The 20,044-nt window shown below is 60.4% G+C and carries 16 protein-coding genes and 1 riboswitch; of the genes, 3 read left to right on the plus strand and 13 right to left on the minus strand.

The genetic code is table 11. The features are described from left to right. Positions 1–95 precede the first annotated feature (95 nt). The gene (locus MN186_RS06950; RefSeq protein WP_242113646.1) at positions 96–1,004 is read left to right on the plus strand and encodes a DMT family transporter; all 909 of its coding nucleotides are present in this window, start codon (positions 96–98) and stop codon (positions 1,002–1,004) included. Here the strand turns inward: MN186_RS06950 and glmM are convergent. The 8 genes from glmM to MN186_RS06990 form a co-directional block, all read right to left on the minus strand. Beyond that, positions 1,001–2,353: a phosphoglucosamine mutase gene (glmM, locus tag MN186_RS06955; protein WP_242113647.1), complete on the minus strand. Its 1,353-nt coding sequence runs from the start codon at positions 2,351–2,353 to the stop codon at positions 1,001–1,003. The genes MN186_RS06950 and glmM overlap by 4 nt on opposite strands. A gap of 3 nt (positions 2,354–2,356) precedes the next feature. Further along, on the minus strand, positions 2,357–3,364 hold the full coding sequence (gene folP, locus MN186_RS06960) for a dihydropteroate synthase (protein WP_242113648.1): 1,008 nt from the start codon (positions 3,362–3,364) through the stop codon (positions 2,357–2,359). Continuing rightward, positions 3,361–4,245, minus strand: a complete 885-nt coding sequence (locus MN186_RS06965; protein WP_242113649.1) for a dihydroneopterin aldolase — start codon at positions 4,243–4,245, stop codon at positions 3,361–3,363. The genes folP and MN186_RS06965 overlap by 4 nt, the downstream gene beginning before the upstream one ends. Before the next feature lie 98 nt (positions 4,246–4,343). Further along, on the minus strand, positions 4,344–5,006 hold the full coding sequence (locus MN186_RS06970) for a cell wall hydrolase (RefSeq protein ID WP_242113650.1): 663 nt from the start codon (positions 5,004–5,006) through the stop codon (positions 4,344–4,346). Positions 5,007–5,158: 152 nt separating this feature from the next. Beyond that, on the minus strand, positions 5,159–7,708 hold the full coding sequence (gene ppdK / locus MN186_RS06975) for a pyruvate, phosphate dikinase (RefSeq protein WP_242113651.1): 2,550 nt from the start codon (positions 7,706–7,708) through the stop codon (positions 5,159–5,161). A gap of 82 nt (positions 7,709–7,790) precedes the next feature. Next, positions 7,791–10,016, minus strand: a complete 2,226-nt coding sequence (gene glyS, locus MN186_RS06980; RefSeq protein WP_242113652.1) for a glycine--tRNA ligase subunit beta — start codon at positions 10,014–10,016, stop codon at positions 7,791–7,793. Positions 10,017–10,021: 5 nt separating this feature from the next. After that, positions 10,022–10,489, minus strand: coding sequence for a DUF6446 family protein (locus tag MN186_RS06985; protein ID WP_242113653.1), 468 nt, complete (start codon positions 10,487–10,489; stop codon positions 10,022–10,024). Continuing rightward, positions 10,486–11,427, minus strand: coding sequence for a glycine--tRNA ligase subunit alpha (locus MN186_RS06990; protein ID WP_242113654.1), 942 nt, complete (start codon positions 11,425–11,427; stop codon positions 10,486–10,488). Before MN186_RS06990 ends, MN186_RS06985 begins: the two co-directional genes overlap by 4 nt. Positions 11,428–11,689: 262 nt before the next feature. On the opposite strand from MN186_RS06990, the gene MN186_RS06995 reads away from it, so the two are divergent. After that, positions 11,690–13,531 carry a trypsin-like peptidase domain-containing protein gene (locus MN186_RS06995; protein ID WP_242113655.1) on the plus strand — a complete coding sequence of 614 codons (1,842 nt, stop codon included), beginning with the start codon at positions 11,690–11,692 and terminating at the stop codon, positions 13,529–13,531. Positions 13,532–13,591: 60 nt separating this feature from the next. Here MN186_RS06995 and MN186_RS07000 read toward each other — a convergent pair whose 3' ends face one another. The 3 genes from MN186_RS07000 to metZ all read right to left on the minus strand — a co-directional run bounded on the left by MN186_RS07000 (position 13,592) and on the right by metZ (position 17,518). Beyond that, positions 13,592–15,040 carry a TrkH family potassium uptake protein gene (locus MN186_RS07000; protein ID WP_242113656.1) on the minus strand — a complete coding sequence of 483 codons (1,449 nt, stop codon included), beginning with the start codon at positions 15,038–15,040 and terminating at the stop codon, positions 13,592–13,594. Between the two features lie 105 nt (positions 15,041–15,145). After that, on the minus strand, positions 15,146–16,252 hold the full coding sequence (gene folE2 / locus MN186_RS07005; protein ID WP_242113657.1) for a GTP cyclohydrolase FolE2: 1,107 nt from the start codon (positions 16,250–16,252) through the stop codon (positions 15,146–15,148). An 84-nt stretch (positions 16,253–16,336) separates the two neighbouring features. Then, complete coding sequence (gene metZ / locus MN186_RS07010) at positions 16,337–17,518, minus strand: O-succinylhomoserine sulfhydrylase (RefSeq protein WP_242113658.1); 1,182 nt, start codon at positions 17,516–17,518, stop codon at positions 16,337–16,339. Between the two features lie 71 nt (positions 17,519–17,589). Next, positions 17,590–17,668: riboswitch (SAM riboswitch) on the minus strand. Positions 17,669–17,800: 132 nt separating this feature from the next. On the opposite strand from metZ, the gene MN186_RS07015 reads away from it, so the two are divergent. After that, a complete protein-coding gene (locus MN186_RS07015; RefSeq protein WP_242113659.1) occupies positions 17,801–18,502 on the plus strand; it encodes a glutathione S-transferase N-terminal domain-containing protein in 702 nt (233 codons plus the stop codon). A gap of 21 nt (positions 18,503–18,523) precedes the next feature. Here MN186_RS07015 and MN186_RS07020 read toward each other — a convergent pair whose 3' ends face one another. Together MN186_RS07020 and MN186_RS07025 are read right to left on the minus strand one after the other, a co-directional pair. Then, a complete protein-coding gene (locus MN186_RS07020; protein WP_242113660.1) occupies positions 18,524–19,132 on the minus strand; it encodes an inner membrane-spanning protein YciB in 609 nt (202 codons plus the stop codon). 9 nt (positions 19,133–19,141) lie between these two features. Next, positions 19,142–20,044, minus strand: a complete 903-nt coding sequence (locus MN186_RS07025; protein ID WP_242113661.1) for an EamA family transporter — start codon at positions 20,042–20,044, stop codon at positions 19,142–19,144.

Below are 20,044 nucleotides of genomic sequence, written 5' to 3' on the forward strand. Positions count from 1 at the left end.
ATCAAGCTTCGCGGCGGGTTGCAATCGACCCGCGCATCAGATCAGGTGGGGCGTCGAATACCGGCGCCCCATTCACTTTTTGCACGGGCCACAAGATGACCGACCAACCCACACGCCGCGATTGGGGCGGCGTCATATCGTTGGGCCTGATCTGGGGTGCGACCTTCATGGTGGTGACCATTGCGCTGGACGGCTATGGCCCGGTCACAGTCGCAACCGCCCGCACGACGTTGGGGGCAGTGGCACTGTTGGCCGGCATGATCGCAACCGGGCGCCGGATACCGGGCTGGAACAGGACGCTTTGGACAGCGATCATCTGGATTGGCATTCTGTCGACTGCCCTGCCCTTCGTTCTGCTGAGCTGGGGCCAGCAATATGTGCCGTCGGCCTTTGCTGGGCTATCGATGTCGGCCATCCCCTTGATGGTGCTGCCATTGGCGCATTTCTTTTCGGACGAACCTTTGAACTTGCGCAAGTTCATTGGCGTGTCGTTGGGATTTTGCGGTGCCTTGGTACTGATCGGGTCGGGATTGGCACAGCTTGGGCAAGGGTCCGAACCGCTGGCCCAGCTTGCCTGTGTCGGCGCGGCGCTGTGTTATTCAATCGCGTCAATTTTCACCCGACGTTGTCCACCCGTTGACCCGGTGGTGTTGGCCGCGATGACGCTGGTGGTTGGCTCGGTCCTGCTGCTGCCGCTTATGTTGATCACTGAAGGCGTGCCCGGTTGGGCTGGTGCGCAACCGGGGCTGGCCATCATCGCGCTGGGGCTGATCCCCACTGCGCTGGCCACATTGCTGAGGGTGTCGGTTATCCGCAGCGCCGGGTCGGTGTTCATGACACTGGTCAATTATCAGGTGCCCGTCTGGTCGATGGTCTTCGGTGCCTGGGTCTTGTCCGAGGTGCTGCCCTTGCGCTTTTTCATCGCTCTTGCGCTGATCCTGACGGGGCTTGCGATCAGTCAATGGGCCAGCCTGAAAAAGATGCTCGGCGGTCGGGACGCTTAACCGGTCGCAGCGACGGCTTCGACCTCGGCCACGATGCCGTCGACGATCTTGCCCAGAAGCACGTCATCCTCGCATTCCGCCATCACGCGTATCAGGGGTTCCGTGCCTGACTTGCGGATCAGCAACCGCCCCTGCCCATCAAGCTTCGCCTCGGCGTCCGAGATCACGGCTTGCACGCTGTCCGCCTCAAGCGGGGTTTGCCCCGCGGAATAACGGACGTTCTTGAGAAGCTGCGGCACGGTGTCGAACATCTTGCACAGCTCGGACGCAGGTTTGCCGGTTTCGACCATGCAAGCCAAAAACTGGATGCCAGCCAGCAGACCATCGCCTGTCGTGGCAAAATCAGTCATCACGATATGACCCGATTGTTCGCCGCCAAGGTTATAGCCGCCCTTGCGCATCGCCTCGACCACATGGCGGTCGCCGACTTTGGTGCGCAGCAGCTGCAAGCCTTGGTCGGACAGGAAACGCTCTAACCCAAGGTTCGACATTACGGTGGCCACCAGCGCCCCGCCCTTCAGGCGACCGGCGCGCGCCCAGTGGCTGGCAAAAAGCGCCATGATCTGATCGCCATCCGCCACCTGCCCCTTTTCGTCGATGATCATGATGCGGTCGGCGTCGCCATCCAGACAGATGCCCAGATCAGCGCCAGTTTCGACAACGGTGCGCGCCGCCAGCGCGGTGTCGGTCGACCCGCAGCCCTTGTTGATGTTCTTGCCATTGGGTTCCACCCCAACGGGCACAATCTCGGCCCCTAATTCCCAAAGTGTTTCCGGTGCGGTGCGATAGGCCGCGCCATTGGCGCAGTCGATCACGACCTTGATCCCGTTCAGGCGCTTATTGTCGGGGAAGGTGGTTTTCAGATACTCGGTATAGCGCATCCGCCCTTCGTCGATCCGCTTGGCCCGGCCGATATTGTGGTTCTGCACGGGTTCGACCCCTTCATGCACCAGCCGTTCGATCTGGGCTTCATCATCATCGGACAGTTTGAACCCATCGGGGCCGAAGAATTTGATACCGTTATCGTGAAACGGATTGTGCGAGGCGGAAATCATGATCCCCAGATCCGCGCGCATCGAATGGGTCAGTCGGCCCACAGCTGGCGTTGGCACCGGGCCAAGCAGCAACACGTTCATCCCCGTCGAGGTCAACCCGGCCGTCAGCGCGTTTTCCAGCATATAGCCCGACAAACGTGTATCTTTGCCGATGACAACCCGGTGGCCGTTCGACCCATCGCGGCGAAAATGGCGCCCCGCAGCGGCCCCAAGGCGCAACGCCATATCGGCGGTCATCGGCCAGTTATTTGCCAGACCACGCACGCCATCGGTTCCGAAAAGCTTATCAACCACTGCTCAAATCTCTCTTTCCATCATTGCCTGTTGCAGGCGGATGGCCTGCCGGGTTTCATACGTGTCGTGCACCCGCAAAATTTGTGCGCCCTGCTGGGTGCCATGCAGCGCAACCGCCAACGACCCCGCCATCCGGTCTTTTGCCTTGTCCGCCCGCCCGATGGTTCCGATGAAGCGCTTGCGCGACACGCCAAGAAGGACCGGCAGGCCCAGATCGTGTAACAGCGACAGGTTCCTGAGCAAAGTCACATTGTGTTCCAGAGTTTTACCAAAGCCGATGCCGGGATCGGTCACAATCCGCTCACGCGCGATGCCCCGGCTGGTGGCAAAGGCGATGCGGTCGTCCAGAAACTCCATCACGTCGAGCAGCACATCGTCATAGCGCGGGTCGTTCTGCATCGTGTCCGGGCGGCCTTGCGCGTGCATCAGGCAGACCGGCACATCGCGTTCTGCCACAAGGTCCGCAAGCTCTGGATCAAAAGTGAAGGCGGCTACGTCGTTGACCATGTCGGCGCCAGCGTCCAACGCAGCCTCGGCTACGCGGGCCTTGCGGGTGTCTATGGAGATTGGTGTCTCGACCCCTGCCGCGCGCAAAGCCGCGATCACGTCAGATGTGCGGCGAATCTCGTCGGCAATGGTGACATCGTCGGCGCCGGGTCGGGTGCTTTCGCCACCAATATCAAGGATATCGACGTCGCCAGCCATCTGTCGCGCGCGCGCCACAGCGGCGGTCAGCGTCGCATGATCGCCACCGTCCGAGAAGCTGTCCGGCGTCACGTTCAACACGCCCATGATCCGGGGCCGGTCCATTGCCAACCCACAGATCGGCGCGCGGGGTTCGGTCAGGCGGGTCTGAGCGTCCGGGGCGCAATCAGCCAAGGGCACCGGGCCTGTCACTGACTCACGCCCGCGTAAGATCACCTGATCGCACCAGACCGTCGCCGATCCGGCCAACGGCGGCCCGTCGAACGGCGCACCGCTGCGGGGGATCGGTTGGCAGCGCCGGGTCATGGCCGCCCCGTCAGAAAGGGGTGATCGAGGGCGATGACCTGAGGCGCGTCCGCGCCCAGCGTCATGGCAAGCCAGCCGGCAAGCGCGCGTGCATCCGTGTCGCGCGGCCCGTCAACAGCATCCAGAACCAGTTTCGAGGGCGCCCAGACACTGATCTGGTCGTTCTTCACGCCCCAGTCCAGCTCGGTCCGTGTGCCGACGACCACGCAGCGCGGGTCAATAGCCGCCAGGCGCCATGCGTTCTGTTCGATGGCCAGAAGGTCGATATGCCGCTGCGCCGTCGCCTGCCCCACCTGCGGGACGGTATGCGCGCCCGTGCCGACACACAGGACAAAGGCGTGCGGGTCAGCACGCAGCCGGTCGACAAGGTCCGGCAGTTTGGCGTCCGTGAAGACCGCATCCTCGACAAACAGGATCACCGGAGCGCTGACTGGATCATCGGTCGCGCTTGGCGCGGCTGCTTGGCGCGTGCGCACGATCTCAACCCCCAGCTTGCCGGGGCCGCGGTCAAGTTTCTCGATCCGCAGAAACACGCGGAGGGGTTGCGGGGCGGTTAAGATCCGGTCCGCGATCCGCTCGGCCAGTGTTTCCAGCAGGTTCAGACGCTCGGCCGCAAGCTCGGCCGCAATAGCGTCGGTGATCGTGTCATAGGAAAGGATATCGTCCACGTCGTCGGTCTGCGCGCCGTCACTGGGCGCGACTTCGACCACGACGCTGAAGCTGAGCCGTTGGGTGGTGTCGCGTTCGGACTGAAAGGCGCCGATCTCGACTTCGACGATATGATCGCGCAGGGAAATGCGGTCGGGCGGGTTGCCCGCGTCGCCCTCTTGGCTTGCGCGCTGGTCAAGTGCAGCAAAGGCGATGGATGTGTCGTCCGTCATTTTGACCCTCGTCCAGAATGGGGGCACATTGCCCTTATCCGGCACCCGATGACCAGTGCAAAACGAACAGGTCCAAGCCGTTTCGGGCCAGAAACACGCTAGCGATAGAAGCGATGAATGCCGATCTTGGTCGTATGGGTCAGCCTTTTGGCCCAGACGGGTGCGACGGCGCTGGTGTGATAGTGGGTTGCCCCGCCGGTCAAGGCGCGTTCGGTCCCATCCAGCATGGCGCGGGCAATCTTACCCAGACGGGCGAAGGACGCGGGTTCGTTGATCACCTCGGGTCGCCCGTCACAGGTGAACGTGAACTGGCACGCAAACTTACGTCCCGTTCCTTGCTTGATCACCCCGCAGACCGAATTGGGATAGCGCGGATTGTCTACCCGGTTCAGGATCACCTCGGCCACAGCAAATTGCCCCTTCAGCGTTTCACCACGGGCTTCGAAATACAGCGCCTCGGTCATGCAGCGCCATTCGGCGTCTTGCTGCGGGCGGGGCTGTGTAGACAACCATTTGGTGGAGTATTTGGAGGATAGGACCTCGCCCCCCTGTTTGACTGACCGCGCGGTCGGCAAGGTGCCCAAAGCGGCGATCCGGTCACCTGTCATCGCCCCTACGCCTGCCCGGTCTTGCGACAATAAAAGCCCGAACGGATTAGCGTTCGCTTGGGCCACACCGTCTGTACCAGCCGATGCCGGAGCCGTTAACATGGTCAGCGCGACGCAAACTGACGCCGCCATCTTCATAAGAAGTTGGTTCATTTCGTTTCCCCCACACCTTTTGGGTTCAGGTGACGTGCGGTTGAATAGCAAAAAAAGCGCCAATGCGTCCAGCCCGGCAGGTTGTCACAGTGTAAAGGCGCAGAAACACGGCGAAACCACGTGTATATCACCGTTTTTATTGCTTTTTTAAATCAATCAGTTGCAAGATCTTTTCGCACATAATCTTCCAACGCCAAATGGGCAGCGGCGAGCCGCGCCACCGGCACGCGGAAAGGGGAGCACGAAACATAGTCGAACCCGGCATCACGGCAGAATCGGATTGATTCTGGGTTGCCGCCATGTTCGCCGCAGATTGATAGGGTCAGGTCGCGGTCCACGTCCCGTCCGCGGGCGGCACCGATTTGCAAAAGCTCGCCCACACCATCGGTGTCCAGCGTGTGAAACGGGTCCTCTTCATACACGCCTTGCGACACATATTCGCCCATGAACCGACCCGCGTCGTCGCGCGACAGACCATAAGTCATTTGGGTCAGGTCATTGGTGCCAAAGGACAGAAACGCGGCGTGTTGCGCAATCTCGCCCGCCCTAAGCGCTGCGCGCGGAGTTTCGACCATCACGCCCAACCGATAGGTGAAATCCGCACCGGTTTCGATCCGCACTTCGGCGGCAACCGCATCAACACGGGCTTTCACGATCTCGACCTCGCGCTTGGCTGACACAAGTGGGATCATCACCTCGGGCACAACCGGATCACCGCGCTTTGATGCCTCGACCGTTGCTTCGAAAATGGCGCGGGCCTGCATATCATAGATCTCGGGCACAGTGATGCCCAGCCGCACACCGCGCATTCCCAACATCGGATTGAATTCGCGCAGGCCCGCGACACGCCGTTCGACATCGCGCAGGGGCAAGTCAAGTGCCTCGGCCAGTTCGCGCAGACCTTCGCGCCCATGTGGCAGGAATTCGTGCAACGGTGGATCGAACAGCCGGATGCAGACGGGCAGACCCTGCATGATCTCGAACAGCTCGGTGAAATCGGCGCGCTGCATGGGCAGCAGGCGGTCGAGTGCCGCGCGGCGGTCATCGGCATGGTCAGCAAACACCATTTCGCGCATGGCCAGAAGGCGGTCATCGTCGATGAACATATGTTCGGTGCGGCACAAGCCGATCCCTTCGGCGGCAAACATCCTTGCGTTGCGCGCATCGGGCGGCGTGTCGGCATTGGCCCGAACGCCGATGTCGCGAAAGTCATCCGCCCATTCCATAAGCGTCTGAAACGCGATGCCCAGTTCTGGCGACAACATGGTGACGGCGCCTGCATATGCCTCGCCGGTAGAGCCATCGATGCTGATCACATCACCTTCGGTGAAGCTGCGCCCATCACGAGTGGCGAGCTTGCGTTGCTTTTCGTCGATCATCAGATCCTGCGCCCCAACCACGCAGGGCAGACCCAGCCCCCGTGCAATCACCGCTGCATGGCTGGTGATCCCGCCGCGAACGGTCAGGATACCCCGCGCGGCGTGCATGCCGCGGATATCCTCGGGGCTGGTTTCGCTGCGCACAAGGATGCAATCGTCCCCCTTCGCCGCCGCAGCCTGCGCCGCGCGGGCGTTGAACACAATCTTCCCAGTCGCCGCGCCGGGACTGGCGGCGATGCCCAGCCCGAAGCGATCACGTTTGTCCGTGGGGTCGAACTGGCTGTGCAACAGTTCGCTGAGCGCGCGGGGCGGGATGCGCAGAACGGCATCTTCACGGCTAATGATCCCGTCATTGGCCAGTGACACCGCGATGCGCACATTTGCGCGTTCGCTGCGCTGGACTCGCACGGCGTCAAGGATAAACAGCTCTTCATTATCGATGGTGAACTCGATCTCCATCTCTTCGCGCAGGCGGGTGCGACACAGATCACCGAATTTGACAAGGTTCGCGAAATTCTCGGGCAGAACCTCTTCGATCGAGCGTCCGCGCGAATCTTTCGTCAGATACATGACGTCGCGATCACCCTCTTCGGCCAAGGCGTCCCGACCTTGGCTTTTGCACAGATACCGCCCACGGATTTTGCGATGCCCGGTACGGCCATCCACGAATTTGATCACACCCGAGCCGCAGGTATTCTGCCCCACGCCCAGCGCCATTTTCTGAACCACAAGCCCCAGCCCCGCATCCGCCGGCGCCCCCTTGGCCTGCCTGAGCAGACGCGCAGTGGTGCCTTCCCAAGCGCGTGCCATGGAGCGCAGGATTTCGGCCAGTTGCTCTTTCGGGTCTTGCGGAAAATAGCTTTCCGTTTCCTCTTCATAAAGCTCAAGCGCGGCGCGCAGCGCGTCATCGGTGGCAATCGAAAAAGTTTCGAATTCGTCCGGGTCAAGGCGGCCAACATGCACCGCATAGGCTTGGATAAACCGCAAATAAAGCGCGTTCGCCGCCACCTCGCCATGGGTACTTGTCAGCTTGGCATGCACGGCGTCGTTCATCCCGATATTCAGAATGGCGCCGGGGCCGCCCCAGTCGGGGTCCTCTGACGACGGCCGCACCGAGACAAGAGGATCGGGGCCGAAAAGCGCCAGCATCGCGTCCAGATCGGGCATATCGCCCGTGGAAATGCGGTGAACGGCATCAAAGCTCAGCGCGACGGTGCGCGGTACTGGCATATCAAGCCGGATCAGACGTTGCAGGCACTTTGCCCGCCCGCCGTGGCGCGCATCTTCAATGGTCGCCGATGGTGTGATCTCTGTAAAGGTCATGTTACCCGATTTCTGCAACGCAGCACTCAGATTACCATAACGTGCAGATCGCATCGCACAAGAGTTAGCCTTGCACCCCGCGTCAGCCTTCGATGCGCGACAGGTCCGCAACCCCCGCACTGATGACACGGATGCGCGCCAACAGGTTCAAACGATTGCGACGGACGATCTGATTGTCAGTGTTAATCTGGACCGCTTCGAAAAACGCATCAATGGGGGCACGCAGCGCGGCTAGGGCGGCCATAGCGGCCGCGAAATCCTCGGCCTCGATCGCGGGTTTGATGGCCGCCTCGGCCACGTCAAGGGCCGCGAACAGGGCTTTTTCCTCGGCCGCATCAGCGAATTTGACATCCGCCCCATAGGAGTATTCGACCCCGTCCTTCTGCTCGGCCTGCGCCAGAATATTGGCCGCGCGTTTGACCCCTAGCAGCAGGTTTTCACCATCGTCCGTGGCAAGAAACGCGCCCAGCGCCTCGGCCCGTTTGACCAGCAGGGTCAGGTCGTCATTGCCTGGCATCGCAAGGCAGGCGTCGATCACGTCATGGCGCACGCCCTTGTCGCGCAGGTGCACCTTCAACCGGTCATGGAAAAAGTCCAGCAGGTCATGCGCGATGTCGGGCAGGATGTCTTTCACCTTCTCAAGATGTTTGGACAGAGTGCCATCGAAATGATCCAAAACCGTGCGGATGGCCGCGCCGAACACGCCGTGTTTCGCGATTTCGTTGTCCAGATCGCGCAGCAACGCCTGCCGCACCGACCCGTTTTCGTTCAACGCGATCTCATGGCGTAAGACTTGGGCATCGAAAAGCTTGACCAGCGACAGGCGCAGGTCGTTGTTCAGGATCAACCGGATCACCCCAAGGGCCGCGCGACGCAGCGCGAACGGGTCTTTCGATCCCGTAGGCTTTTCGTCGATGGCCCAGAACCCGGTCAGAATATCCAACTTGTCAGCCAGCGCGACCGCAACAGACACGGGCGCCGAGGGCACATCATCCGTCGGCCCAAGGGGGGAATAATGGTCCAGCGCCGCATCTGCGACCTGCGCAGAATAACCCGCCGAAGTGGCATAATACTTGCCCATCAAGCCCTGAAGTTCGGGGAACTCATACACCATTTCGGACGAGAGATCGGCCTTGGCCCAACGCGCGGCCTGTTCTGTCAGGTCCGTGTCGGCGTCAACCAAGGGCGCAATAGCGCGGGCCAATTGGGCAATACGTTCGATCCGTTCGCCCTGCGTGCCCAGTTTGTTATGAAACGTCACGTTTGACAGGCTGCCCAACCACGCCTGCCCGCCGGTTTCCGCGATGCGCAGGTCATTTTCCCAGAAGAATTTCGCATCGGCCAGACGGGCCGACAACACCTTCTGATTGCCGGCCAGAATAGTGGCCCCGTGGTCGGCGGTTTCACGGTTAGCGACGGTCACGAATTTCTCGATCAGGTCAGATTTAGGGTTCTTCACCGAAAAGAACTTCTGATGTTCACGCATCGAGGACTGAAGCACTTCAGGCGGCAGTGGAATGAATTCATCGTCAATATCGCCGATCAACACGACGGGCCATTCGACCAGCCCCGCGACTTCGGCCAGCAGACCCTTGTCCTCGACGATTTCCAGCCCTTGGGCGAAGGCAGCGTTCTGCGCTTCGGCCCAGATATGATCGGCACGTTCTTCCGGCGACAGGATGACTTTGGCGGCTTTCAGTTTGGCTTCGTAATCGGCAAAGCCCGTTACGGCGAAGCGGCCGGGGGCCATGAAGCGATGACCTTCGGTGGTGTCGCCTGCCTTGATCCCGTCAATATCCACCGGCACGATGCTTGCGCCTGCCTCATCCGACAAAAGACACAGGATCGAGTGCAAGGGCCGCACCCACCGCAGGCTGCCCGCGCCCCAACGCATCGACTTGGGCCACGGGAAGTTGCGGATCGTGGCTTCCAGAACCTCGGCGACGATCTCGGCGGCGGGGCGGCCTTTCTTTTCGATCAGCGCGAAATAGACCGGTCCTTTCGGGGTTTCACGTTCCTCAAGCTGGTCGCGGGTCAGGCCAGCGCCGCGCAGGAAGCCTTCAATGGCCTTGTCAGGCGCGCCCACTTTCGGGCCCTTGCGTTCTTCGCGCGTGTCAGGCGATTTGTCCAACAGCCCTTCGATTGCCAGCGTCAAGCGGCGTGGTGTCGACAACGCGTGGGCACCAGCATAGGTCAACCCCGCCTCGACCAGACCATCGGTCACAAGTTTTTTCAGATCATCCGCGGCGCGTTTCTGCATCCGCGCCGGGATTTCTTCGGAAAAGAGTTCAATCAGCAGGTCGGGCATATCGTTCACTCGCTGTATTTTTCGTTCAGCTGGTGCCAGGCATAACCCCGGCCATCGGGAAAGATCGCGACCACGCGATCCACCCCGTCCTGAATATTGCGTTCGCCCAGAAAGGCGATCGCCTCGCCGGTTTCAAGGGCCGCACCGATCTGGCTGGCGTCAAAGCAATCAAACCAGTTGGGCGCGGTCAGGGGCGTGGCGTTTTCATAGGTCTCAAACGTCTCGGTCAGCATCGCAAGGCTCATCGTCGTGGTGAAACAGCCCCGAAACCGAAGCGGAGAGCTATCGGCGTCGATCCCCTGAAAGCTGTCATAAAGCACAACTTCTGGTTCGCCCGTCACGACATTCGTCATACGCAATTCGGTGTCCGACGACACGTCGTCATAGAACGCATAAAGTTGCAGCCAGTAGATGGCGATGCCCGCGATCAGTGCCGTTACCACGATGAATATTCCAATGATCCTGCCGCTCACGCCGCGTTCCCGTCTGTCCAGCCGCCGGCGCGGGTCTGCACGAAGGCATCCGCACACAGTTTGGCCAGCGCGCGCACCCGCCCGATATAGGCCTGACGCTCGGTGACTGAAATCACGCCGCGCGCATCCAGCAGGTTGAACAAGTGGCTGGCCTTGATGCATTGATCATAAGCGGGATGCGCCATGACGATGCGTTTGCCGGTTTTTGGGTCCACCGGGGCCTGATCAAGGATGGCTTTGCATTCGGCCTCGGCCTCTTCGAACTGTTTCAGCAGAACATCGGTATTGGCCACGTCGAAATTCCAACGGGCATATTCTTCCTCGGTCTGCTTGAACACGTCACCATAGCTCAGCGGGATCGGTGCGCCGGGGTCGTTGAACGGCATGTCCATGACGTGATCGACGCCAAGGATATACATCGCCAGACGCTCGATCCCATAGGTCAGCTCGCCCGAGACCGGGTGGCAGTCATGGCCGCCAACTTGCTGGAAATAGGTGAACTGGCTGACTTCCATACCGTCGCACCAGACTTCCCAGCCAAGACCCCAGGCGCCCAGCGTGGGGCTTTCCCAGTCATCTTCGACGAAACGGATGTCGTGCAGGTCCATATCGATTCCGATGGCCTGCAACGAGCCAAGATACAGGTCTTGCAGATCGGGCGGGCTGGGTTTGATCAGCACCTGATACTGATAATAATGCTGCAACCGGTTCGGGTTCTCGCCATAGCGCCCGTCGGTCGGGCGGCGTGAGGGCTGCACGTAGGCCGCCGCCCATGGCTGCGGGCCGAGCGAGCGCAGGGTGGTGGCGGGATGGAAGGTGCCCGCGCCAACCTCCATGTCATAAGGTTGCAGCATTGCGCAGCCTTGCGTGGCCCAGTAATTCTGAAGCCGCAGGATAATCTCTTGAAAACTTTTCGGACGCGTGTCGCTTTTGGCCATGGCCCTGCCCATCTGGTCGTTGCCGGAATGTCAGCCCTCAATACGGGCTGGGTCTGACCGGGTCAACGCGCGAAAAGGGGCGATTTTCCGCGATCAGGCGCATGTTTTGAACCCAACCGCCGCGTTTCAGGTTAAAATTGACGAAGCCGCTGGACCCGCCCCGCGAAACTGTCATATTCCCATCTTGGAAATAACACGATCCGGGCATATCGCACGATACGCCACAACAATTTCAAGCCGCGCCGGAAGGCCACGAGGTTCCATGACGAAACGTATTGCTGCTGCCCTTTTCACCGGACTTGCGACAAGCTTGATCAGCCTGCCAGCAACGGCCCAGCAAGATACGCGAGCCGCATCCGGGACGCAGGCGGAAAACCTGTTCTGGATCCAGATCGAGGCGCAGCCTACCTTGGCCGAGGCCAACGATCGGGTGCGCAGCTATGCCGGGCGGCTGGACGGCGTGAACGGGTTTCGCATCGGTGGCAACTGGTATGGCATCATTCTGGGCCCATATACCGAGGACGCCGCGAAAATCCAGCTTCGGTCCCTGAAAAACGCAGGCCTGATCCCGCGTGACAGCTTCATCACCTATTCCAATAAGCTGCGGCAGCAGTTCTGGCCGGTGGGCGTCAATGCGCTTGGCACCGAACCGCTGGCCGCTTCGGCGGAAACTGACACCGCCAGCAGCACGCCATCCTCGGCAGCCGGCGATCAAGTCGCGTCGGTGGCCCAACCCAACACATCCACACCCCAGACCCAACCCGAGCCGCCGCGCTTTGAAACCCGGCGCGAGGCGCTGAACAGCGAACGCCAGTTGGACCGCGCGCAACGCAAGGCGCTTCAGGTCGCGCTGAAATGGGAAGGGTATTACACCGCCGCCATCGACGGTGCATTCGGGGCGGGCACACGCCGGTCAATGGCCGCATGGCAGTCTGATCGCGGCTATGACCCGACCGGCGTTCTGACCACTCGCCAGCGCGACGAGCTTTTAACAAGTTTTCAGACCATCATCGCCTCAATGGGCATCCGTCCTTACGAAGATCAAAAGGCCGGTATATCGGTCGCCATTCCCGGTGCGATGGTTGAATTTTCGCATTACGAAGCCCCGTTCGTCCATTTCGACACCAAAGAAGACAGCGGCGTGCGCGTGCTTCTGATCAGCCAGACTGGCGATCAGAACACGCTTTACGGCCTTTACGACATTCTGCAATCGCTAGAGATCATGCCGGTCGACGGCCCGCGCCAGCGCCGGGACAGCTCGTTCACCATCGAAGGGACGGACGGCAAGATCACGTCCTATACCCAAGCCGAACTTGTGGATGGGACCGTCAAAGGCTTCACGCTGATTTGGCCGGTGGGGGACGAAAAGCGGCGCAATATGGTGCTGGGTGATATGAAAGCAAGCTTTGCCTCGCTTGGGCCACAAGCCTTGGCCGACAATGCAGGGCTGGATGCGGCAACCCAAAGTCTTGACCTTGTGTCAGGGTTGGATATCCGCAGGCCGAACCTGTCGCGGTCGGGCTTTTTCGTCGATGGGCAGGGTATGATCGTGACCACCGCCGCGGCCGTGCAGGAATGCGCGCGCATCACCATCGACGACGCTTATGATGCGGAAATCGTTGCACTGGACGACGCGCACGGTCTGGCGCTGCTGAAACCCAAAGACCCGCTGGCCCCTTTGGCACATGCGGCGTTCCTGTCTGTCGACCCACGTCTGAAGTCGGATGTGGCAGTCGCAGGTTATTCCTTTGAAGGTCGGCTGAGCGCACCCAGCCTGACCTATGGCAGCCTGTCCGAGCTTGAGGGCCTGAACGGCGAGAACGAATTGAACCGCCTGACTTTGGCGGCCCTGCCGGGCGACGCGGGCGGGCCGGTTCTGGACGCCGGCGGCGCGGTGACGGGAATGCTGTTGCCCAACCAAGCCCCCGCAGGCCGCAGTTTGCCCGAAGGCGTCAGCTTTGCGCTGGATGCCGCTTCGATCACGAAGTTCCTGTCCGACAATGGCGTCACGGCTCAGGCAACCGATCCGGTGGCCTCGATTGACCCGGTGGACCTGAACGCACGGGCGGCGGATATGACCGTTCTGGTTAGCTGCTGGAACTGACCGACGTTTGCTTATCCTTGCGAACACCTGCTGCAAAGCCTGCCCCTTTGGGCCGGCTTCTCAGCCGCGCCAGAACGACACGGTGAACAGGACATAAACGGCCAGAACCTCTAGCCGCCCGATCAGCATGGTCAGGGCAAGTATCCACTTCGCAGTATCATTCAAGCTGCCAAAGTTGCCGGCAGGCCCGATGATATCACCCAGACCCGGCCCGATATTGGCAACCGCAGTTGCCGCCCCCGAAACCGACGTGGTGAAGTCCAGCCCGGTCATGCCCAGAAGCACGGCAACGATCCCCAGCGTCACCACAAAAAACACGAAGAACCCCATGACCGAGGACAAGACCTCCTCATCCACGCGGCGCCCTGCATAGCGGGGCATGAACAAGCCGTGGGGCGAATGGATCGCGCGGATCTGCGCCTTGATCGACGAAAACAGCAGTTGATAGCGGAACACCTTGATCGAACAGGCGGTCGACCCGGCACAACCGCCGATCAGGCCAACGAAGAAGAACACGACCACCGGAAACGCACCCCAGAGCTGGTAATCGACGCTGGCATACCCCGTGCCGCTGATGATCGAGGTGACGTTGAACAGCCCCTCGCGAAACCCGTGTTCCAGATGATCGCCGTTCGCCACCAGCCTGAACAGGGTCATCGCCAGCGTAATCGTCAAGATGATCGTCAGATAGACCCGGATTTGCGAGTCGCGCAGGATCGGCTGTGCGGTGCCAGCAAGCAACTGGATATAACGCACGAAGGGCAAGCTGGCCAAAATCATGAAGACCGAGGCGACATATTCCGGCGCGCCTTGAAACGCCCCGAACGATCTGTCGGTGGACGAAAAGCCCCCCGTCGAAAGTGTGGTGAGGGAATGGTAAACCGCCTCGAACGGGGGCAGGCCAACCGCAACATAGGTGGCGGCGCATAGAAGCGTCAGACCAACATAAATCTGGCTGATGCGCCCGGCGATCTGGGCTGCCCGGGGCAAAACCTTGCCCATTGTATCAAACGCCTCGGACCGGAAAATCTGCATCCCGCCAACCCGAAGTTCAGGCAAAAAGACCATCGCGACGACGATGATCCCAATGCCGCCATACCACTGCAAAAGCGCGCGCCAGAACAAAAGCCCCTTGGGCATATCATCCAGCCCCGACAACACGGTTGATCCGGTGGTGGTCAGGCCCGACATCGCCTCGAAAAACGCATCGACGGGGCGCACTCCGACCTCAGACAGGACGAAAGGCAACGCACCAAAAATCGGCAGCGCCACCCAGACACCAGTGGTCAATAAAAAGGTCTGCTGGATCGAAAGCCCCTCGCCGACACCATTGGCGGTGGCCAACGCCATCGATGCACCGATCATGGTGGTGATCACCGCGCTTTCCAGAAAAACCGCCCAACCGGGGCTGTCATAATATAGGTCGACCCCCATTGGGATCAGCATGGTCACCCCAAGCGCGGCGACCAGAAGGCCGATGACATATACAACTGGTCGCAGATCGAACATTCGGGAAGGGTTGGCGTCACCCGCGCAAACTGTCAAGGATCAGATGGTGCTGAGGGTCGCATGGCGCGAGGCCTGTGTCCGATCTGTTCTGCGGCCGGGGCGGCGCTAACCGACGTGAAACAGGGTCGAAAACAGCTTGGGGTCAAGGCTCTCGGCCTCGAACGTTTCGCCTTCGGTCAGGATCGACACGGCGTCATGGCTGTGCAGGCTTTCCTGATGGCTGGCAACGACACGAAAATCCCCGATGCGCGCGTCTTGCTGCAAATGCTCGCAAAACAGCCGCGCGGCGTCTTCGACGAAAACCGGGTTCGCGGCGTTCAGTTCGGCAAAGGCTTGTTCATCCTCGCGCTTGACCATCACCTGGGTTTCCGTGGGCACCGCGCCGCGACAGATGTCGATCAGATCTTCAAACCACAGGGTATGGTTGGGCTGGTGGATCTTCTCGACCGAGATCCGCGCAACCGACCGTTGCGAATGCGGCGTTGCCAACTGGCCCCGCATCTGCCGCGCATGTTCGGACAATTCCAGCGAACACGGACAAGTCGAGGAATAGACATAGTCCAGATGCATGAACTTGCGCCGCTGGTCGCGGTGTTCGACCAATTCCAGCGCAATGTCGTAATATTGATAGCCAGACAGGCCAGACCGCAGGCTTTCGACCCGCGCGGGGTAGGAAAAGCGCATTTCTATGCGCGCGTCCAAGCTTTCCAGATCGGTTTTGTAGTCGTCCAACGCGGCCTCGATCACATCGAAGCTGAAGGTCTTTTCGGCATGGCCATAGAAGCTGCGCATGATGCGCGACATGTTGATGCCTTTCTTGCCTGCCTCCAGACTGACCGTGCCGGTAACAGCTGTCTCAAGTGTCACATCTGCGCCATCGCGCGTGTGATACCGAATTGGCAGGCGAAAATTCGAGATGCCCACATGCTGAATATGTCGCTTGGCCCCTTGGATCAGGCTGGCAGGGCCGTTTTGCAGGTCAGGCATGGTCGCCTTATAGGCAACATCTGGCGCAAAGTCAGATGGGTAATCGCGGCTGAGGTCCGGGTAATTGGGCAACTCGGCCCCCGGCAACAGACGCGCAATCGCGGGGTCAAGCTTTGCCACCTCGACCGGGTCCGCCGTTCTGGCCCAGTGGCGCAGAACCTCAAGCGCGTCGCGCGCCGCGGCCTCGTCCGGGGCAGCGCCCCCTTTGCGTTTCATCTGGTTCATCGCGAACCCTCCGGTCCTGTCGCACCCTACCAACATAGGCATGTGGCAGAGTTTTTCCAAACACGATACGAAAGATACGACAGATCAGGCGGCGTTTAAGGCACCGGTCAGATCCGCAACCAGGTCTTGCGTATCCTCAAGCCCGATGGAGAGGCGCAAAAGGCCCGGGGTAATCCCCAACTGCGCTTTCTGGTCATCGGGCAGACGTTGATGTGTCGTCGTCGCTGGATGCGTCACGATGGATTTCGCGTCGCCAAGGTTGTTAGAAATCAACACGATCTCAAGCGCATTCAGAAACCGGAACGCTGCCTCTTTCCCGCCAGCCAGTTCCAGTGCCAGAACGGTGCCTGCCCCGCCAACCATTTGGCGTTCGGCCAACGCCTTGTCCGGATGGCTGTCCAGAAGCGGATGTATGACGCGGGCCAGTTTTTCGTGGCCTTCCAAAGCGCGCGCAATCTCAAGCGCAGAGGTTGCTTGCGCCTTCACGCGCAGCTCCATTGTCTCCAACCCCTTCAGCATGACCCACGCATTGAACGGGCTCATCGCGCCGCCGGTGTGTTTCAGGTAAGGCTCCAGCGTTTTGCGGATATACTCCTGCGTGCCCAGCACCACACCGCCAAGACACCGCCCCTGCCCGTCCACATGTTTCGTGGTGGAATAAACAACGACATCGGCACCTTGGTCGATCGCACGGCTGAATACTGGGGTCGCGAATACGTTGTCCACGACGACGGAGGCGCCAACGTCGTGTGCGATCTTGGCGACACCTTCGATGTCGATCACGTCAAGTGCGGGATTGGACACGCTTTCGAAAAAACAGACAGCGGTGTCGGGGCGCACGGCTGCGCGCCATGCGTCAAGGTCGGTGCCATCCACCAGCGTCACCTCGACCCCAAACCGCGCAAGGATGTCTTCGAGAACATAGAGGCATGATCCAAACAACGCCCGCCCGGCAACCACATGGTCACCAGCCTTCAGCAAGGACATCAACGCGCCGTTGACAGCCGCCATGCCCGAGGCGGTCGCAAAAGCGTCCTCGGCCCCTTCAAGCGCGGCCATCCGGTCTTCAAACATGGCAACGGTGGGGTTGCCATAGCGGGCATAGATAAACTCTTCCCGGCTGCTTTGGATAAAGCGTGCCTCGGCCTGTTCCGCACTGTCATAAACGAAACCTTGCGTCAGAAAGATCGCTTCGCTGACTTCGTTATACTGGCTGCGGCGCGTGCCGCCATGCACCGCCGTTGTCCGTTTTGATCTGCCTGTCACCGCGCGTTCCTTTCGCACAAAATACCCCCACCGCCTCACGAGCGTCGGGGGTATTTTTGCAGAGCATATCGCCCGCAAGATCCCTGACCTCTTTAGCAGTTTATTTTACGTGGCCTGCAATCCGGTGAACAAATCCCCACGCGAAAGCGTTACTGTCTGTACGATTTTGCGTCAAGGGGGCAAGGAGTTTGGGCGCACCGGATCGTGACCGCGCGCACCTATCCGCGGTGTTGCCATTCGTGCGCCACCTGTCATCCTGCCTGCAACAGAAAGGAGGCCCCGATGCCCAAACCCATAGAGCTTTATTATTGGCCCACGCCGAACGGCTGGAAAATCTCGATCGCACTTGAGGAGATGGCGCTGCCCTATGACGTCAAGCTGGTGGATATCGGCGCAGGCGACCAGTTCGACCCTGATTTTCTGAAGATTGCGCCAAACAACCGAATGCCCGCAATCGTCGACCCGGACGGACCTGATGGAGCGCCGATTTCGATCTTCGAGTCCGGCGCGATCCTGCAATATCTGGCGCGCAAGACCGGGCTATTCTGCGGCAAAACCGAGCGGGAACGGGTCGCGGTGGACCAATGGCTGATGTGGCAGATGGGTGGCATGGGGCCGATGGCCGGACAGGCGCATCATTTTTTGAAATACGCACCTGCGATGGATCCGCCCCACGATCTGCCCTATGCCAAAGATCGCTATCGCGCTGAAACTGCACGGCTTTACGGCGTGATGGATCGGCAGCTTGCAGACAATCAGTATCTGGCAGGCGACTCCTATTCCATCGCGGATATGGCGGCGTGGGGCTGGGCATCATTGTGGGAAGGCCAGGAACAGTCGCTGGACGACAAACCCAACCTTGCGCGCTGGCTTGATGAGGTGGGCGCGCGCCCAGCAGTGCAACGCGGCCGCGCCGTTGCATCCGACCAACGCAGCGATCCACAAAGCGACCGGAAGGCGCAAGAGGTGCTGTTTAAACGTTAGTCGCTGTGCGACACAGGGGCGTCAGCCTTCGCTGGCGTCCTCTTCCGTGCCATAGCGTTTGAACAGTCCGGCCTGTGTCATGAAGAACGCGAACATTGCCAGCGGCAGGCCGAAGGTCTTGAAATTCACCCAGGTATCGGTGGACATGCTGCGCCAAATCACCTCGTTCGCGATGGCAAGGCCAAGAAAGAACAGCGCCAGCCGCTTGGTCAGGATCATCCAGCCCGCCCGCTCCAATGGTAGGGCGCGGTCCATCACGGCCTCAAGATAACTGGTGCCGCGCATCAGCCCGAAGCCCAGAATTCCGGCGAACAGCACATAGATCATCGTCGGTTTCATCTTGAAAAAGCGTTCATCATTGAACCAGATTGACATGCCGCCAAAGCCGACCACCAGCACAAGCGTCACGATCTGCATTTTCGACAGGTGGCCGGTGATCTTCCACATCGCCAAAGTTGCCAGTGCCAGCACCGGAATGAACATCGCCGTCACCGCGACAAAGCCTGAATATTCGGTGCCCGCAACCATGAAGCTGCGATCCTTCAGGAACGTATAGGCCACGAAGAACAGGATGATCGGTCCATATTCCAGCGTTGCCCTGAGGGCGGGTGTTGCCTGCTTGTCTTGCATGGTGCCTCCTTATGCGCCCATCTCGACTATCACGGCGCCCGCCGCGATCAAAGCCATCATCGTCAGGCGACGCGGCCCGACCCGTTCTTTTAGCACAAGCCAGCCGATAAGGGCTGCAAACACTGTCGATGTTTCGCGCAGAACGGCGGCTTCGCCCACATTGTCCAGACGCGTCGCCAACATGATCGACCCGAAACTAAAATAGGCCACGACCGCCCCCAACACGCCGCGCCCCATCAGCGGGCCAAGCGCGGGGCGATCGGGCATGTTCCACCAACGCAGTGCCGCGATCACAGGCATGAAGAAACCGTCGATGAAGAAAAACCAAGCCAGGAAGGTGAAGGGGTTGGCCGTCGCGCGGATGCCATAGGCGTCATAGGTGGTATAGGCCGCGACAAACAACCCGGTCACGACCGCCATCGCCAGCGCCGGTTTCAACTGATCGCGCCCCAACTGCCAATGCCGCAGGTTATAGGCCGCAAGCGCGAATATTCCGGCCACCAGCGTCGCCACGCCGCCCCACTGCACCCAAGTGAAATGTTCCCCGAACAAAAGTCCCGCGCCTATAACAGTGAACAACGGCCCGGTGCCGCGGACGACCGGATAGACAACGGTGTAGGAGCCAAGCGCGTAGGTGTAGCTTTGCGCAAGTTTGTAGCCAACATGGATCACAAACACGACGGCGAAAATCGGCCACATATGCGGCTCGGGCCACGGAACGACGAACAGCGCGAAAGGGGCCGCAATCAGCCCATAAGACAGATCAATCGCCCCGCGTGACAGCCACGGATCATGGCGCCCCTTTTGCAGCGCGCCGAACAGTGCGTGCAGGAACGCGGCAGACAGCGCAAGGATCAGCGCAAGTTGGCGGCCCGAATCGGTGCCTTCTAGGGAAACGAGCCAGTCGCTCAT

This window comes from Aliiroseovarius sediminis (assembly GCF_022678485.1).
Taxonomy (GTDB): domain Bacteria; phylum Pseudomonadota; class Alphaproteobacteria; order Rhodobacterales; family Rhodobacteraceae; genus Aliiroseovarius; species Aliiroseovarius sediminis.

Coding starts and splice junctions, on each gene's coding strand:
- MN186_RS07015 (WP_242113659.1), top strand. CDS start 17,801: ATGCCCAAACCCATAGAGCTTTATTATTGGCCCACGCCGAACGGCTGG.
- MN186_RS06995 (WP_242113655.1), top strand. CDS start 11,690: ATGACGAAACGTATTGCTGCTGCCCTTTTCACCGGACTTGCGACAAGC.
- MN186_RS06970 (WP_242113650.1), bottom strand. CDS start 5,006: ATGAACCAACTTCTTATGAAGATGGCGGCGTCAGTTTGCGTCGCGCTG.
- MN186_RS06950 (WP_242113646.1), top strand. CDS start 96: ATGACCGACCAACCCACACGCCGCGATTGGGGCGGCGTCATATCGTTG.
- MN186_RS07000 (WP_242113656.1), bottom strand. CDS start 15,040: ATGTTCGATCTGCGACCAGTTGTATATGTCATCGGCCTTCTGGTCGCC.
- glyS (WP_242113652.1), bottom strand. CDS start 10,016: ATGCCCGACCTGCTGATTGAACTCTTTTCCGAAGAAATCCCGGCGCGG.
- ppdK (WP_242113651.1), bottom strand. CDS start 7,708: ATGACCTTTACAGAGATCACACCATCGGCGACCATTGAAGATGCGCGC.
- MN186_RS07020 (WP_242113660.1), bottom strand. CDS start 19,132: ATGCAAGACAAGCAGGCAACACCCGCCCTCAGGGCAACGCTGGAATAT.
- MN186_RS06965 (WP_242113649.1), bottom strand. CDS start 4,245: ATGACGGACGACACATCCATCGCCTTTGCTGCACTTGACCAGCGCGCA.
- MN186_RS07025 (WP_242113661.1), bottom strand. CDS start 20,044: ATGAGCGACTGGCTCGTTTCCCTAGAAGGCACCGATTCGGGCCGCCAA.
- folE2 (WP_242113657.1), bottom strand. CDS start 16,252: ATGAACCAGATGAAACGCAAAGGGGGCGCTGCCCCGGACGAGGCCGCG.
- folP (WP_242113648.1), bottom strand. CDS start 3,364: ATGACCCGGCGCTGCCAACCGATCCCCCGCAGCGGTGCGCCGTTCGAC.
- MN186_RS06990 (WP_242113654.1), bottom strand. CDS start 11,427: ATGGCCAAAAGCGACACGCGTCCGAAAAGTTTTCAAGAGATTATCCTG.